The following is a 14,149-nucleotide window of genomic DNA, read 5'->3' as shown; positions in this document are numbered from 1 at the left end:
AACTGACAAAATAACAAGCATTTCGGCAAAGTAACCAGTATTTGCAACGCTAATTCAGTTATCAAACTTGCTTGCCTTGCCCTATTATTCAAGGATAGGCCGATATCCGGCCATCCAACAATAAAGCGCGCGCGCCGTCATGCAAGACAAGACAGACCAACCATCGCAAAATCCCGCAGAGATCGCACGAGAAGCATTCCGTCAACTGGCCACGCGCAGGATTGCACCTACCCCGGATGCCTACCGCAAAATTTACGATGAAATCGCCGGTTATGCGATAGAACCCACGCCGGAAGACATTTTCAGCGAATTTGCCGGCACCCTGCTCTCTGCTCCTGACGCTGTTGCTACTATAGGCAAAGCGCTGCAAACTGCCGCCGCCACACCCTACTGGCCAGATTACGGCAAAGGTCTGGCGCAGCTGGTCAGCCATTATCAAACCCAGCTCGCTGCACGCAGCAATGTCAGCATAGCCACACCGTCGACAAATGCGACCGCAAGCGTACTCTCCTCACTGATAGACGACCCGCAACCGGCCTTGCTGCGCGATCTGCTGATGCGCACACTGACACTGGCAGTTGCTTCGCTGTTGCAAGGCGTGCCCGCCCTGGCGGAAGAAGCCGAGACGCTGGGGAAATCGATCAAGGATGCACAAAGCGAAGCCGCACTCAATGAAGCCTCCGTGCGCCTGAAGCAGCTGTGCTTCAAGATCGAGCTGAAAAGTGGCGACATGGCGGAACAACATGAACTGTTGCTGCGCCTGTTCCGCCTGCTGCTTGAAAACATAGGCGGCTTGATCGAGGATGACTCATGGATGCACGGGCAAATTGAAGCTGTCCAGAATTTGATAGAAGGGCCTATCAACGATACGGCACTCAGGGAAGTCATGCGCAGCCTGAAGGAAGTGATCTACAAGCAGGGCACGCTGAAGCACAGTCTGGTCGAAGCAAAAGATACGGTGAAAAACATGATGGTTACATTCATAGACCGGCTCGGCGAAATCGCCACCACGACCGGCAATTATCACAAGAAGATCGATAGTTACTCCAAACAGATCAACGCTACTGCTGACGTCGGCAAGCTGAGCAAGATACTCGATGAAGTAATGAAAGAAACGCGCATTGCGCAGAATGAAGCATTGCGTTCGCGCGACGCCATACTCGCCGCCCGCAAGGATGTCGAGGATGCCGAAACACGCATCCACAATCTCGAAACCAAGCTGGAACAGATGAGTGAACTGGTGCGCGAAGACCAATTAACCGGCAGTCTCAACCGCCGTGGCCTGGAAGATGTATTCGAACGCGAACTGGCACGCGCCGAGCGCCGCAAATCCCCGCTCTGCATCGCCATGCTGGATCTGGATGATTTCAAGAAAATCAATGACACCCATGGCCACTCTGCAGGTGATGAGGCGCTGATACACTTGGTGCGCGTCATCAAGGAAACGTTGCGCTCGATGGATGTCATCGCCCGCTTTGGTGGTGAAGAATTCCTCATCGTCTTGCCCGATACCGGCCTCGATGAAGCGATTCAAACCATCACGCGCGTACAAAGGGAATTGACCAAGCAGATCTTCATGCATAACCATACGCGCCTGCTGATGACTTTCAGCGCCGGCGTCGCCATGCGTGGCGAGAAGGAAGACCAGCAATCGATGATCAAGCGGGCCGATGCATCCTTATATGCAGCCAAAAAAGCCGGCAAGAACCGCGTGATCTCTGCCGGATAAGCTCCGCAGGTGCACTGGAAACTCTAGGAACGATGGCATAAACGCCATCAAGCCAGCCGAAATTCTGCATTTCTTTCCCTCGCCACCCTGTTAGTGGCGAGGGGAAACCCCTCTTCAGCAAGCATGCCCTGCTCTGCGACACTGTTCCTGTCATTATATTTATCGTATTTATTTGCATCGCCGCAAGCGAAAAATAGTCATTTCAATAACATCCCACTCGACAGGAAATCAGAAAAATGTAGGGTAAATGCGCTTTTTATTTGTTTTAAATATCAGCGTATTTCCTTAAAGATTTTCCGCATAGCAACCGTCAAAGAAAGTATCTGGCTGCAGTTTGGGCGAGACCGGAAAAAATTTAGTTTCACTTCAGCTCTAAACTTTTTCCGGAATCGTCCGATAAAACTTACAACGACATTGAATATGCAAAATAACGCAAATCAAGGTTGACAGTGCTTCAGTCGGACTTCCATCGGACTACTACAGGAGAATCACCATGCCATCAGTCATCAATACCAATACCTCGTCGTTAAATTCACAACGCAACTTGACGACATCACAAACTTCACTCGCAACGTCACTGCAGCGTCTGTCTTCCGGCTTGCGTATTAACAGCGCAAAAGATGATGCTGCTGGCCTGGCAATTTCGGATCGGATGACCGGTCAAATCAACGGCTTGAACCAAGCTTCACGTAACGCAAACGACGGCATTTCGCTGGCGCAAACCGCTGAAGGCGGCTTGGGCACTGCAACCGATCTGTTGCAACGTATGCGTACCCTGGCTGTGCAATCAGCCAACGGCACCAACTCTTCATCAGACCGTGCTTCGCTGCAAGAAGAAGTCAGCCAACTGCAACAAGAGTTGAACCGCGTTGCCAATACAACCCAGTTCAACGGCCAAAACATTCTGGATGGTTCGCTCAACAACGCCCAGTTCCAGGTCGGCGCAAACGCCAACCAAACGATCAACTTCTCGATCGGCAGCGCACAAGCTTCAGCTATCGGTAACAACTCGCTGGCTCAAAACGGCGGCGGTATCATGCAAAATGCGATCGCAGTTGCTGCAACGATCCCGGCCAACGGCGTTGTTGGCGGCTCCCTGACGATTCAAGGTAACGGCGCAACGAGTGGTGCAATCACGGTCGCTGCCGGCGCAAGCGGCAAGGCTATCGTTGACTCAGTCAATGCAGCATCCGGCGCAACTGGCGTTAGCGCAACGGCAGTAACATCGGCTACGCTGGGTGGCTTCCTCTCCGGCTCGGTTTCCTTGACATTGCAAGGCGCACCTACTGCTGCAGGCGCTGCCAACCCAGTGACGATCAGCGCTACGCTGGCTTCGGCAACTGACGTCGGCTCGCTGACCAAGGCTATCAATGATCAATCCGGTAGCACAGGCATCTCTGCAGTTGCAGATCTGGCAACCGGCAAAATCGCCCTGACCCAATCGCAAGGCTACGATATCAGCGTCGTCAACAACTCGACACAAACTGCAATTTCGTTTGTTGGCGGTACAACGGCAAACGGCGGTACAGGCACAGCAGTCACGCTGGGCGCTGGCGGTGCAAATGATTCGTCGACAGTTGGTGCAAAAATCTCGTTCAACTCAGCGAGCGCTTTCACCACCACTGCAGTTGGCGCAGGTATCACCTCGGCACTGGCAATGAGCAGCTCGCTGTCTTCGGTTGCTTCGATCGATATCACAACCCTGACCGGTGGCGTTCCAACTGGTGCTAACAGCGCGTTGCAAATCATCGACTCCGCACTGGCTAACCTGAGCTCGTCAAAAGCGTCGCTGGGTGCTCTGCAAAATCGTTTTGCTACGGTTGTTACCAACCTCAGCACCACCAGCGAAAACTTGAGCGCAGCTCGCAGCCGTATTCTGGATGCTGACTTCGCTTCGGAAACAGCCAGCCTGACCCGCGGTCAAATCTTGCAGCAAGCTGGTACTGCCATGCTGGCGCAAGCAAATGCCCTGCCTAACGGCGTGTTGGCTCTGCTGCGTGGCTAATAGCCAGGTAGTTGATGTGATGTAGAACGACTCCCCGGCTGCAATTTCGCAGTCGGGGATTTGTCACAATTGGAGTAAATCATGGACATCGGACAAATTGGCAGCGCCAGCAAGGCCGTCACTTACATAGATCAATCAGCATCTAACGTGGCAGCAGGCGCAGTATCAAAAGAAAACTCTGCACCGGTTATAACATCGAGCGCCGTCCAGAAACCGGACGCGGCGCCGCCAGAGGCGCAAGTCAACCAGGCAGTCAAGGAAATCAATACCGCCTTGAAAAACCTGTCACCGAATCTTGAATTTTCCGTCGATGCAGAGAGCAATCGCACGATCGTCAAAGTCATGGATCTGCAGACCAAACAAGTGCTGCGCCAAATGCCTTCGGCTGAAGCAATCGAGATCTCCAAGGCCCTGGATAAACTGCAAGGCTTGCTGGTCAAGCAAAAAGCTTAAAATCGAACGAACTGTTGCAGATTTTGGATTCCCGCCTGATCGGTGCGCTGAATCGTATTAACTAAGAGGTAAATGTCCCTCTTACTTTCGACTTGCGTTGCATGATCGGCCTTTATAGTATGGTTTTTCTCTATATTAGGAGAAGCAAGTGGCCGTTTCATCTATAGGCGTAGGCTCCGGCCTCCCCCTCGACGCCCTGTTGACCAACATCATGACGGCGGAAAGTCAGCCGTTGACATTGATGGCGAAGAAAGAGGCCAGCTACCAGGCCAAACTCTCCGCTTACGGCAATCTCAGTGGCGCGCTCAGCACGTTCCAGGCAGCGATGGCAACGCTGGGGAAAAGCTCGACCTTTGAAAACCTGCAAACCACAATCGCCGACAAAACGATTTTCAATGCCACCGCCACCAGCAAGGCAGCCTCCGGCACGTATCAAGTTGACGTCACCAAGCTGGCACAGGCGCAGACCCTGACGACCACAGGGCAAACCAGCAAGACTGCCTTGATAGGCAGCGGCGCGACCACCACGCTGACCTTTCAATTCGGCACCATTAGCGGCGGCACGCTCACGAACGGCACCTACGCCGGTGCGACTTTTACGCAGGATGCCAATCAGGCAACCGGCACCGTCACCATCAACAATGGTGACAATTCCCTGCAAGGCATACGCGATGCCGTCAACGCCGCCAATATCGGCGTGACGGCGACCCTGGTTTCCGACGGTAGCGCCACGCCTGATCACTTGATTTTCATTTCAAAAAAGACTGGTGAAGTCTCCAGCATGAAGATCGATGTCAGCGGCGATGCAACCCTGCAAGGTTTGCTGGCCAACGATCCGGCCGGCACGCAAACCATGAAACAAACCAGCATCGCGCAAAACACGCAGCTGACGGTAAACGGCTTCTTCATCAACAGCGCAACCAATGAAGTCAAGGAAGCGATACAGGGCGTCACCCTGAACGTCGCCAAGATCGGCACGACTTCAATGACCATCGCCAAAGACAGCGCGGCCGTCCAGACCAGCGTCAACAGCTTTGTCAAAGCCTACAATGACCTTGCCAAAACGATCAAGAGTCTGACCGCTTACAATGCAGAAACCAAAACCGGTGGATTGCTGGTTGGCGACTCGACCGCGCGGACAGTCCAGGATCAGCTGCGCAAAACGCTGTCGACTTCACTGGAAGGACTGAGCAACAGCAATATGTCGCTCGCCCAAATCGGCGTCGGCTTTCAAAAAGATGGCACGCTGGCAGTCGATTCCGCCAAGCTGACCAAGGCACTCGAAACCAATTACGACGATATCGCCGGCTTGTTCGCCACTGTAGGCAAAACAACTGACAGCCTGATCAATTTCAGCAGCTCCACGTCGGCCACCAAGGCTGGCAGCTACGACGTTACCGTCACCAAACTGGCGACCCGCGCGAGCATGACGGGCGACGTCAATCTGAACGCGGGCACGACCACGATTGCCGCAGGTACGAAAATGAGCGTCACGGTTGATGGCGTCACCTCCCGCATCGCATTGGCGGAGGGTACATACACTTCAGCCCAGATCGCTTCCATGCTGCAATCGGCCATTAACGGCGCATCGGAAATCTCGACTGCCGGCTCCAAGGTGACGGCTACCATAGACAGCAACGGCTTCCTTAATCTGCAGTCCGATCGCTATGGCTCCGCATCCAAGATCAGCCTTGTTTCCGATACCGGCACCTCTGCGGCAACCTTGCTCGGCAGCGTGTCGGGCGGTATTGATGGCGTCGATGTCGAAGGCACCATAGGCGGCGTTGCGGCGACCGGCTCCGGCCAGATTTTAAGTGCCGGCAAGGGTTCGGATGCGCTGGGCCTCAAGCTGGAAATCGTCGGCGGCACATTGGGCAGCCGCGGCAGGGTCGATTTCTCGCAAGGCTATGCTGATCGCCTGAGCAAGCTGACTGACGGCTTCATAGGAAGCGAAGGCTTAATTGCCGGCAATACCGCCAGCATCAACAGCATCATCAAGAACATCACCGCCGATGCAGATGCATTCAAACTGCGCCTGGTCGGCATCGAAGCGCGTTATCGCAAGCAATTCTCGGCCCTGGATGCACTGGTCGCGAGCATGCAGGCAACGCAGACATATTTGACGCAGCAATTGGCATCGATCGCAGCTAACAGCACCTCGAGTTAATAGACACGGTTTCGGGAGAAAAAGAATGTTTGGATCTATGCAAAGCGGAGCGAGCGCCTATGCCAAAGTCGGCATGGAAACCGGCGTCGTCGCCGCCAACCCGCACCAACTGATAGTCATGTTGTTTGAAGGCGCACAGGTCGCACTCAACCATGCGGCGCAACACATGAAGGCTGGTAACATCGCGGAAAAAGGGAAATCGATTTCCAAAGCGATCATGATTATCGAAAACGGCCTGCGCGCCAGTCTCGACAAGACAGTCGGTGGAGAAATCGCGCTCAACCTGGATGCACTTTATGAATACATGAGCAGCCGTCTGCTGATTGCCAACATCCACAGCCAGCTGGATGTACTGGAAGAAGTGCAGGCACTTTTACAGGATATCAAGGGCGCATGGGCAGGCATGCTGGAACCTGCGGCACCAGCTACAGTCGCCTCGATATTGCAGATTCCGCAAGCGCCTCCTTACGACGCGCTCGCACCCAGAACACCACGCCTGATGAAAGCCTGAGCGATGATGAACGAACAAGAAGTCATATACCTGTACGAAAATGTCGCTACCATCACCGACAAAATGCTGTCGGCCGCACGCGATAGCGATTGGGATGAACTCGCCAGTCTAGAGGCACGCTGCGCCGATCATGTCGCCAAGCTCAAAGCCGGCGAAGCACCGGTTGCGCTGACCGGCGCGCTGCGCGAACGCAAGGTCAAGATCATCCAGAAAATTCTGGCTGACGATCGTGAAATCCGCAACATCACCGAACCCTGGATGCAGAAATTGTCGCGCATGATCAATAGCAACGGAACCGAACGCAAATTGCATCAAGCTTATAACGCCAATCAACCACGCTGATAAATGCTGCCACGGGCCGACATCGCAGGTACCCGGCCCATCGTCCTGGTCGAGGCCAGCGCACCAATCTCGGCGCTGGGGCAACCAAAGCAGGAAGCACTGGACCGGCTGATACAGCTCACGCTGGGCAAGGAATACCAGGCGCAGGTTTTGTCGCGTCTGGCCGATGGCAACTTCCTGGTCAAGATCGATGATGCTGCCGCCAGCATGGCGCTGCCACCAGGCACCAAGGCCGGCGACACACTGGACCTGACTTTACTCTCGACGCAGCCGCGCCCTACTTTCTTGCTGGGCAAGCCGGAAGCGGGAGCGACTACCTCACTGAGCAATGCCGGGCGCCTGATCGGCAACATGCTCCAGCTGGCGCAGCAAGGTGGCATGCCGACCACTCTCATCGGCAAGACACCCCTGCTCGCTGCGCCCGGTGCAAGCTCCGCACAGATAGCCGGCGCGCTACAAAACGCAGTCACATACAGCGGGCTGTTTTATGAATCACATGTTGCGCAATGGGCCATGGGCACGCGCCCTGCCAGCGATTTATTGCTTGAACCGCCAGCCAAACACAGCCTTGCCGCGCAGAGCGGCAATACACAGCCGCCACCGGCAGACGCCACCAGCAACGATCTGGGCAAGTTAATGGCCAATATGCGTGCATGGGTAGGCGGGGAACGCGCGCTGCCTGATCTGTTAGGCACTTCACAAACCGGCAACATCGACCAGGAAAACATCGCCCCCGTCGCCGGCAAACAGCAGGACATTGCTGCCAGTGAGGGCATCAAGCTCATCAACCTGCAACTCGATGCGCTGGAACAGCGCCGCATCATGTGGCAAGGCGAACTCTTCCCTGGGCAGCCACTGGAATGGGAAATTTCAGACGACACACCGGAAAAAAACAAGGATCAAGCCGAACCTGAAGCATGCTGGAAAAGTACCGTGCGTTTCAGCTTGCCTACCCTGGGTTCCGTATCCGCGACGATACGCCTGAGCGGAGAACACGTGCAGGTGCAGGTCCATACCGCCAACGAAGAAAGCGCGGCAACACTGCGCAGCCAAGGCAAGCTGCTGGCGGATGCCCTGGGTGCTGCAGGCTCGACGCTGGATGCGCTGTTGGTCAGGCAGGGAGATCCGCAGGATGGATAAGGTCAAGCCGCTGGCCAACGCCGTGGCGCTTGCTTACCATAGCGGAGACTCGGCGCCGCGCATAGTGGCAAAAGGACATGGCTTGATTGCCGAACAGATCATAGAACGGGCAAAAGAACATGGCGTCGCCGTGCATGAATCGAAGGAACTGGTTGCCTTGCTGATGCAGGTAGAGCTGGATGAGCATATTCCGCCGGCGCTGTATCGTGCCGTGGCCGAACTTTTGGCGTGGTTATATCGCGTAGAAGCTGCCCAACAACGCGGCGGCAATGTATGATGTCAAAGGTTAAATCGATACCGATGATTTACACACTGTTTTGAAAATAACAATGAATCTTGCAAGTGATCACGAAAATGATGAGCTCACCCCTTACCGGGTCAATTCCCGCCGGGAAGTCATCGCATTGCTGCGCAGCATAGGCGAACGCAATCAGCTGGTCAGAATGTTGATCAACCACGGCAGCGATACCATCGTGACATCGATCCTGAAAATCGATGAGGCAAATAATACGGTCTTGCTCGATTGCGCACCGACTGCCGTGATGAATCAACGCGTGCTCGATAGCGAAACCCTGTCATTTGAAACGGTGCTGGAAAGCATACGCATCCTGTTCACGTCGCCGGCTGCAGAGCGCTGCACTTACGAAAATCTGCCTGCCTTTATCATCCCGCTGCCCAAAAGCGTGATTCGCCTGCAACGCCGCGAATTCTATCGCGTGCCGACACCGCTTTCCAACCCGGTCCGTTGTACCGTCCCGTTCAAGTCTGAGGATCAAATCATCTCGGTCGAGACGACACTGCACAATATCAGCGGTGGCGGCGTTTCCATAGTCGACGAGAAAAAACTGATCGATTCCACACCGGGCCGCATCTATGAAAATTGCCGCATTGATTTACCAGGCGGCGCAGTCACCGTGGCCCTGCAAATGCGTAATCTGATGGAAGTAACGCTGACCAATGGCAAAAGCATCCACAGGCTGGGATGTGCATTTATAGACCCATCCAACGGCACGCTGGGCGCGGTACAGAAGTACATTACCAAACTCGAAAGAGATCAGAACGCGAAGGCCACGGGCCTGGGCTAAGGCTAAAGCAGAGAATTAGAAGTGCAGCAATTTCAGGCGGACGATGCGCGATGCAAGGTCGCTGCATGCGGATAAAAGCGGAGCAAAGCTATACCTGCATGTTCATCATTTCCTGGTAGGCCGATACCAGCTTGTTGCGCACCTGTACCGTTGCCTGAAATGAAATACTCGCCTTTTGCATCGAAATCATCACATCCGACAGATTGACGCTGTCGTCGCCCAGCGTAAATTTCTGTCCCAATTGATCCGCACTATTTTGTGCGCTGGCCACATTGTCCAGCGACGCCTTCAATGCCTGGGAAAAGTCGACACGGGTCGCCGACTTCTCAGTCGGCAAGACGCCACCCAGAGGGTTGACGGCAGGCTGCGAGCGTGCGGCGGCCGCCTTGAGTTGCGCGACCATCGCATCGATTGCTGTTGAATCAATTCCACCGACTTTCATTATTTTCTCCATCGAATTGCAAGTCGAGCGCTACAATTGCCTCAACCGCTACGCCCGGAATCCCCTGACAAGGAACGCCAAACCTACCCTGCCAAGTTATCACGCCCGCCAATTTGAATCCGTCTGATAAGCTGTAGAAACATTGCTCTGTTCCAACGATTGAAATTCTTGATACCCTAGACAATTCATGCTGCGGAAAAAAGTTTTAAGAGCGAGAACACCAATGAATAATGCAGCGCAATTTGACGCCAGTCACGCAGGAGCACAACCATGGCAGTAGTCGTAGCAGATGAAGGCAGCCTTGCCCAGAGCGTGACTGTCAGCGGCCCCAACACCATTATCAACATGGCAAGGTCGCCGAATGGGCGCAAATTCCTGCTGATGCTGGGTGCAGCTGCAGTGATTGCAGTCATGGCCGGCATCGTGCTGTGGGGACAGAAGCCGGAATACCGCGTACTGTTTTCCAATTTCTCGGATCGCGATGGCGGCGCCATCATGACTTCGCTGCAGGCTGCCAATGTGCCGTACAAATTTGCCGAAGGTGGCGGTGCGATCCTGGTACCAGCCGACAAGGTGCATGAAATCCGCCTGAAGCTGGCAGCGGAAGGCTTGCCGAAAGGCGGCAGTGTCGGCTTCGAGCTGATGGAAAATCAAAAACTCGGCGTTTCGCAATTCCTCGAACAAGTCAATTTTCAACGCGCACTGGAAGGCGAACTCGCCCGCTCGATACAATCCGTCGGTGCCGTGCAAGCCGCCCGCATCCACCTTGCCTTGCCCAAGGCATCCGTGTTCGTACGCGACCAGCAAAAACCAACTGCCTCGGTATTGCTGAACCTGCATCCCGGCCGCACGCTGGACCAGCAGCAAGTCAGCGCCATCGTGCACCTGGTCGCCAGCAGCGTGCCCGAGCTGTCGCCGAAAAACGTGACGATCGTCGATCAATCGGGCAATCTGCTGTCTGAAAACAACAAGCCTGCCGGTACCAATACGCTGGATCCATCGCAGCTCAAATACGTGCAGGAATTACAGCAAAATATAGCCAAGCGTATCGAGTCGATCATCACGCCTATCGTCGGCCTCAACAATATTCGGGCAGAAGCAACCGCCGATGTTGATTTCTCGACCAGCGAGCAAGCGGCTGAAATTTACAAACCGAATCAGGTTCCAAGCAGCGCCACCGTACGCAGCCAGCAAACCAGCGAATCGTCGAATGGCAGCGGAGCCGCCGCATCGGGCGTACCGGGTGCCTTGACCAACCAGCCGGCGCCTGCAGCCACCGCACCACTTACCACACCGCCACCACCAGCTGCAGCGGGTACACCAGGCGCACCAGCGGCAACTGGTGCAACGGCGACAGCGGCCACGCCGACCCAGCGCGACACCACCACCAACTATGAAGTGGACAAGACCATACGCTATGTTCAGCAGCCTATGGGCGGCTTGAAACGCCTGTCGGTCGCGGTAGTCGTCAACCATAAACGCGTCGTCGGCAAAGATGGAAAAGTCAGTATCCGGCCATTGACGGACATTGAAAAAACGCAAATCACCGACCTGGTGAAAGAAGCGATGGGTTACAACAAAGACCGTGGCGATACGCTCAATGTCGTCAACAGCCCGTTTGCCGGCAATGAAAAGGAAGAAATCGTCAAGCCGCCTATCTGGGAACGGCCGGAAGCCATAGACATGGGCCTGCAGGCAGGCAAATATCTGGCCATAGGCCTGGTTCTGCTGATCCTGTATTTCAAAGTATTGAAGCCGCTGCTCAACAAGCTCAATCCACCGCCTTTGCTCGCCTTGAGCGACGAAAGCGAAGGGCCGGTGAAAACCGCGCAGGAACTGGAAGAGGAAGCCAAACCGATGGGGATACATCCGCATAGCTACCAGCAAAATCTGGAAGCGGCCAAGGATCTCGCCAGGACAGATCCGAAGGTAGTTGCCAACATAGTCAAAGCGTGGGTGGGAAATGATTGAAAACGGCATACAAAAAGGCGCCATATTGATGCTTGCACTCGGCGCGAACGAAGCAGCCGAAGTGATGAAATATCTCGGCCCGCGCGAAGTGCAAAAACTCGGCGCAGCAATGTCCACGATGAAAGCCATCCAGAGCGAAGAACTGGTTGCCGTCCTCGGCGAATTTCGCAGCGAGACGGAAAAAAACACCTCGCTCGGGCTCGATTCGGACGAGTACATACGCGATGTGCTGACCAAGGCGCTGGGCGACGACAAGGCCGCCTCGCTGCTCAATCGCATCCTCGGTGCACGCGATGCCAGCGGCATAGAAAGCCTGAAATGGATGGATGCGCAATCAGTGGCCGATCTGGTGCGCAATGAACATCCGCAAATCATCGCCACCATCCTGGTGCATCTGGAACGCGATCAAGCCAGCGAGGTACTGGATCACTTTACCGAACGCCTGCGCAATGACTGCGTGCTGCGCATCGCCACGCTCGATGGCGTGCAGCCAGCCGCATTGCGCGAACTCAACGAAGTGCTGACCAAACTCCTCACCGGCAATGAAAACCTGAAGAAAAAACCGATGGGCGGCATCCGCGCCGCGGCGGAAATCCTCAACTTCTTCAATGGCGAAAACGAGATATCGGTGATGGCCAACCTCAAGGGCTACGACAACGACATGGCGCAAAAGATCATGGACGAGATGTTCGTGTTCGACAACATCATGGATATTGAAGATAGAGGCATCCAGCTGCTGCTGCGCGAAGTGCAGTCCGAATCGCTGATCATTGCACTCAAGGGCGCGAGTCCCGACCTGCGCGAAAAATTCTTCAAGAACATGTCGCAGCGTGCCGGCGAAATGATGCGCGAAGATCTCGAGTCCAAGGGCCCGGTGCGCCTGTCCGAGGTCGAAACAAATCAAAAGGAAATCCTGCAAATCGTGCGTCGCCTGGCCGACGAGGGGCAACTCACATTAGGCGGCAAAGCGGAAGACGCCTATGTCTGACGTCATTCCAAAGGCACAACAATCGGCGTATCAACGCTGGGAAATGACTTCATTCGGCGAAGACAAGCCTGCTCTCGGCGACAAGCCGCGCACGGCCGCCGACGAGCTGGCAGCAGCCAATGCAGCAGCAGCCGCGCATACAGCGAGTATTGCTGCGATGGCCGAGCAGATCGACAATGCGCGCGCGCAGGCACACGCAGAAGGTTATGCCAGCGGTCTGGAAGAAGGCCGTGCAACCGGATTGGCCGAAGGTCGCGCGCTCGCCGAACATGAGCGACTCTGCCTGCAGCAGATAGCCGACACCTTCGGCACCGAAGTCGCACAAGCCAATGAATTGATCGCCAGCGACATGCTCGACCTGTCACTCGATCTGGCCAAGGCGATGTTGAAAACCGCCTTGAACGTGCGCCCGGAGCTCATCATCCCGCTGGTGCGGGAAGCAATCAATTATCTGCCGACGCTGCAGCAGCCCAGCCTGCTCCATCTGCACCCGGAGGACGCCGCGATAGTCGCAGCGCAGATGGGCGATGAATTAAGCACCGCCGGCTGGCGCGTGGTTGAAGATATGCACATGAATCGTGGCGGCTGCCGGGTAGAAACCGTCACCAACCAGATCGACGCCAGCGCACCCACCCGCTGGCAGCGCATTGCCGCTACGCTGGGCAAAGAATCCGACTGGCTCATCTAATGTCCGCCCATCCGAACAGCGGTCGCTGGCAAGCCTATCTGCGCGATTGCCGCGCCTTGCTCGATATCGCCGAACCCATGCTGGTCTCGGGCCGCATCACGCGCGTCGCCGGGCTGGTGATGGAAGCAGTCGGCTTGAAGCTGGCCGTCGGCAGTGCCTGCACAGTACCGCTGGCCAACGGTGCACGGATAGAAGCCGAGGTCGTCGGCTTTGAAAACGACAGGCTGTTCCTGATGCCGCAAAGCGATGTCGAAGGCATAGTGCCAGGCACCCGCGTATTCCCGGTCGAAGTGGTGCAGTCACTGCCGCGTCCCGGTTCGGTTTCGCATCCGCGCCGTCGCCCCAGCGACCGCACCCGCCATCTGCCGGTCGGCATCGAACTGCTGGGTCGCGTGCTGGATGGCGCCGGGCGCCCGCTCGATAATCTCGGTCCGCTCAATGCCGCGCATTCGGCACCATTGAATGTACGTGCCGCCAACCCGCTGTCGCGCGCGCCCATCACCGATGTACTCGATGTCGGCGTGCGCGCCATCAACAGCATGTTGACGGTCGGACGTGGCCAGCGCATGGGCTTGTTCGCCGGCTCCGGCGTCGGCAAAAGCGTCTTGCTCGGCATGATGGCGCGCTA

13 protein-coding genes and 1 pseudogene are annotated in these 14,149 nt (G+C 55.7%); 13 read left to right on the top strand and 1 reads right to left on the bottom strand.

The features are described from left to right. Nucleotides 1-139 precede the first annotated feature (139 nt). The 9 genes from Q7T06_RS11230 (at nt 140) to Q7T06_RS11190 (ending at nt 9,432) form a co-directional block, all read left to right on the top strand. On the top strand, nt 140-1,729 hold the full coding sequence (locus Q7T06_RS11230) for a GGDEF domain-containing protein (protein ID WP_304784666.1): 1,590 nt from the start codon (nt 140-142) through the stop codon (nt 1,727-1,729). Between the two features lie 493 nt (nt 1,730-2,222). Next, nucleotides 2,223-3,734: a flagellin gene (locus Q7T06_RS11225; protein WP_304784664.1), complete on the top strand. Its 1,512-nt coding sequence runs from the start codon at nt 2,223-2,225 to the stop codon at nt 3,732-3,734. A gap of 81 nt (nt 3,735-3,815) precedes the next feature. Further along, nucleotides 3,816-4,187: a flagellar protein FlaG gene (locus Q7T06_RS11220; protein ID WP_304784662.1), complete on the top strand. Its 372-nt coding sequence runs from the start codon at nt 3,816-3,818 to the stop codon at nt 4,185-4,187. Nucleotides 4,188-4,335: 148 nt separating this feature from the next. Beyond that, complete coding sequence (gene fliD / locus Q7T06_RS11215) at nt 4,336-6,354, top strand: flagellar filament capping protein FliD (protein WP_304784660.1); 2,019 nt, start codon at nt 4,336-4,338, stop codon at nt 6,352-6,354. Nucleotides 6,355-6,379: 25 nt separating this feature from the next. Next, nucleotides 6,380-6,865, top strand: a complete 486-nt coding sequence (fliS, locus tag Q7T06_RS11210) for a flagellar export chaperone FliS (protein ID WP_304784658.1) — start codon at nt 6,380-6,382, stop codon at nt 6,863-6,865. A 3-nt stretch (nt 6,866-6,868) separates the two neighbouring features. Continuing rightward, nucleotides 6,869-7,207 carry a flagellar protein FliT gene (locus tag Q7T06_RS11205; RefSeq protein WP_370652374.1) on the top strand — a complete coding sequence of 113 codons (339 nt, stop codon included), beginning with the start codon at nt 6,869-6,871 and terminating at the stop codon, nt 7,205-7,207. 3 nt (nt 7,208-7,210) lie between these two features. After that, the gene (locus Q7T06_RS11200; RefSeq protein ID WP_304784656.1) at nt 7,211-8,347 is read left to right on the top strand and encodes a flagellar hook-length control protein FliK; all 1,137 of its coding nucleotides are present in this window, start codon (nt 7,211-7,213) and stop codon (nt 8,345-8,347) included. Further along, nucleotides 8,340-8,624: an EscU/YscU/HrcU family type III secretion system export apparatus switch protein gene (locus tag Q7T06_RS11195; RefSeq protein WP_304784654.1), complete on the top strand. Its 285-nt coding sequence runs from the start codon at nt 8,340-8,342 to the stop codon at nt 8,622-8,624. Before Q7T06_RS11200 ends, Q7T06_RS11195 begins: the two co-directional genes overlap by 8 nt. A 52-nt stretch (nt 8,625-8,676) precedes the next feature. Then, nucleotides 8,677-9,432, top strand: coding sequence for a flagellar brake protein (locus tag Q7T06_RS11190; protein WP_304784652.1), 756 nt, complete (start codon nt 8,677-8,679; stop codon nt 9,430-9,432). 88 nt (nt 9,433-9,520) lie between these two features. Here Q7T06_RS11190 and fliE read toward each other — a convergent pair whose 3' ends face one another. Continuing rightward, nucleotides 9,521-9,874, bottom strand: a complete 354-nt coding sequence (gene fliE / locus Q7T06_RS11185; protein ID WP_304784649.1) for a flagellar hook-basal body complex protein FliE — start codon at nt 9,872-9,874, stop codon at nt 9,521-9,523. 345 nt (nt 9,875-10,219) lie between these two features. Here fliE and fliF point away from each other — a divergent pair, with 345 nt between their 5' ends. The 4 genes and pseudogenes from fliF to Q7T06_RS11165 all read left to right on the top strand — a co-directional run. Then, nucleotides 10,220-11,845, top strand: coding sequence for a flagellar basal-body MS-ring/collar protein FliF (gene fliF / locus Q7T06_RS11180; RefSeq protein WP_304784668.1), 1,626 nt, complete (start codon nt 10,220-10,222; stop codon nt 11,843-11,845). Then, nucleotides 11,838-12,833, top strand: a complete 996-nt coding sequence (gene fliG, locus Q7T06_RS11175) for a flagellar motor switch protein FliG (RefSeq protein ID WP_304784647.1) — start codon at nt 11,838-11,840, stop codon at nt 12,831-12,833. Before fliF ends, fliG begins: the two co-directional genes overlap by 8 nt. After that, the gene (locus Q7T06_RS11170) at nt 12,826-13,521 is read left to right on the top strand and encodes a flagellar assembly protein FliH (RefSeq protein WP_304784644.1); all 696 of its coding nucleotides are present in this window, start codon (nt 12,826-12,828) and stop codon (nt 13,519-13,521) included. Before fliG ends, Q7T06_RS11170 begins: the two co-directional genes overlap by 8 nt. After that, a pseudogene (locus Q7T06_RS11165) lies at nt 13,521-14,149 on the top strand (flagellum-specific ATP synthase FliI); the annotation flags it as partial. The gene Q7T06_RS11170 and the pseudogene Q7T06_RS11165, both read left to right, overlap by 1 nt.

The sequence above is a fragment of the Herminiimonas sp. genome, from assembly GCF_030645555.1.
In the GTDB taxonomy this organism is placed as follows: domain Bacteria; phylum Pseudomonadota; class Gammaproteobacteria; order Burkholderiales; family Burkholderiaceae_D; genus Oxalicibacterium.
This window is presented reverse-complemented; position numbering and strand designations above follow the sequence as displayed.

Excerpts from the sequence above, each read along its gene's own strand:
- Q7T06_RS11230 (WP_304784666.1), top strand. The coding sequence starts at position 140 with ATGCAAGACAAGACAGACCAACCATCGCAAAATCCCGCAGAGATCGCA.
- Q7T06_RS11225 (WP_304784664.1), top strand. The coding sequence starts at position 2,223 with ATGCCATCAGTCATCAATACCAATACCTCGTCGTTAAATTCACAACGC.
- Q7T06_RS11220 (WP_304784662.1), top strand. The coding sequence starts at position 3,816 with ATGGACATCGGACAAATTGGCAGCGCCAGCAAGGCCGTCACTTACATA.
- fliS (WP_304784658.1), top strand. The coding sequence starts at position 6,380 with ATGTTTGGATCTATGCAAAGCGGAGCGAGCGCCTATGCCAAAGTCGGC.
- Q7T06_RS11205 (WP_370652374.1), top strand. The coding sequence starts at position 6,869 with ATGATGAACGAACAAGAAGTCATATACCTGTACGAAAATGTCGCTACC.
- Q7T06_RS11200 (WP_304784656.1), top strand. The coding sequence starts at position 7,211 with ATGCTGCCACGGGCCGACATCGCAGGTACCCGGCCCATCGTCCTGGTC.
- Q7T06_RS11195 (WP_304784654.1), top strand. The coding sequence starts at position 8,340 with ATGGATAAGGTCAAGCCGCTGGCCAACGCCGTGGCGCTTGCTTACCAT.
- Q7T06_RS11190 (WP_304784652.1), top strand. The coding sequence starts at position 8,677 with ATGAATCTTGCAAGTGATCACGAAAATGATGAGCTCACCCCTTACCGG.
- fliE (WP_304784649.1), bottom strand. The coding sequence starts at position 9,874 with ATGAAAGTCGGTGGAATTGATTCAACAGCAATCGATGCGATGGTCGCG.
- fliF (WP_304784668.1), top strand. The coding sequence starts at position 10,220 with ATGGCAAGGTCGCCGAATGGGCGCAAATTCCTGCTGATGCTGGGTGCA.
- fliG (WP_304784647.1), top strand. The coding sequence starts at position 11,838 with ATGATTGAAAACGGCATACAAAAAGGCGCCATATTGATGCTTGCACTC.
- Q7T06_RS11170 (WP_304784644.1), top strand. The coding sequence starts at position 12,826 with ATGTCTGACGTCATTCCAAAGGCACAACAATCGGCGTATCAACGCTGG.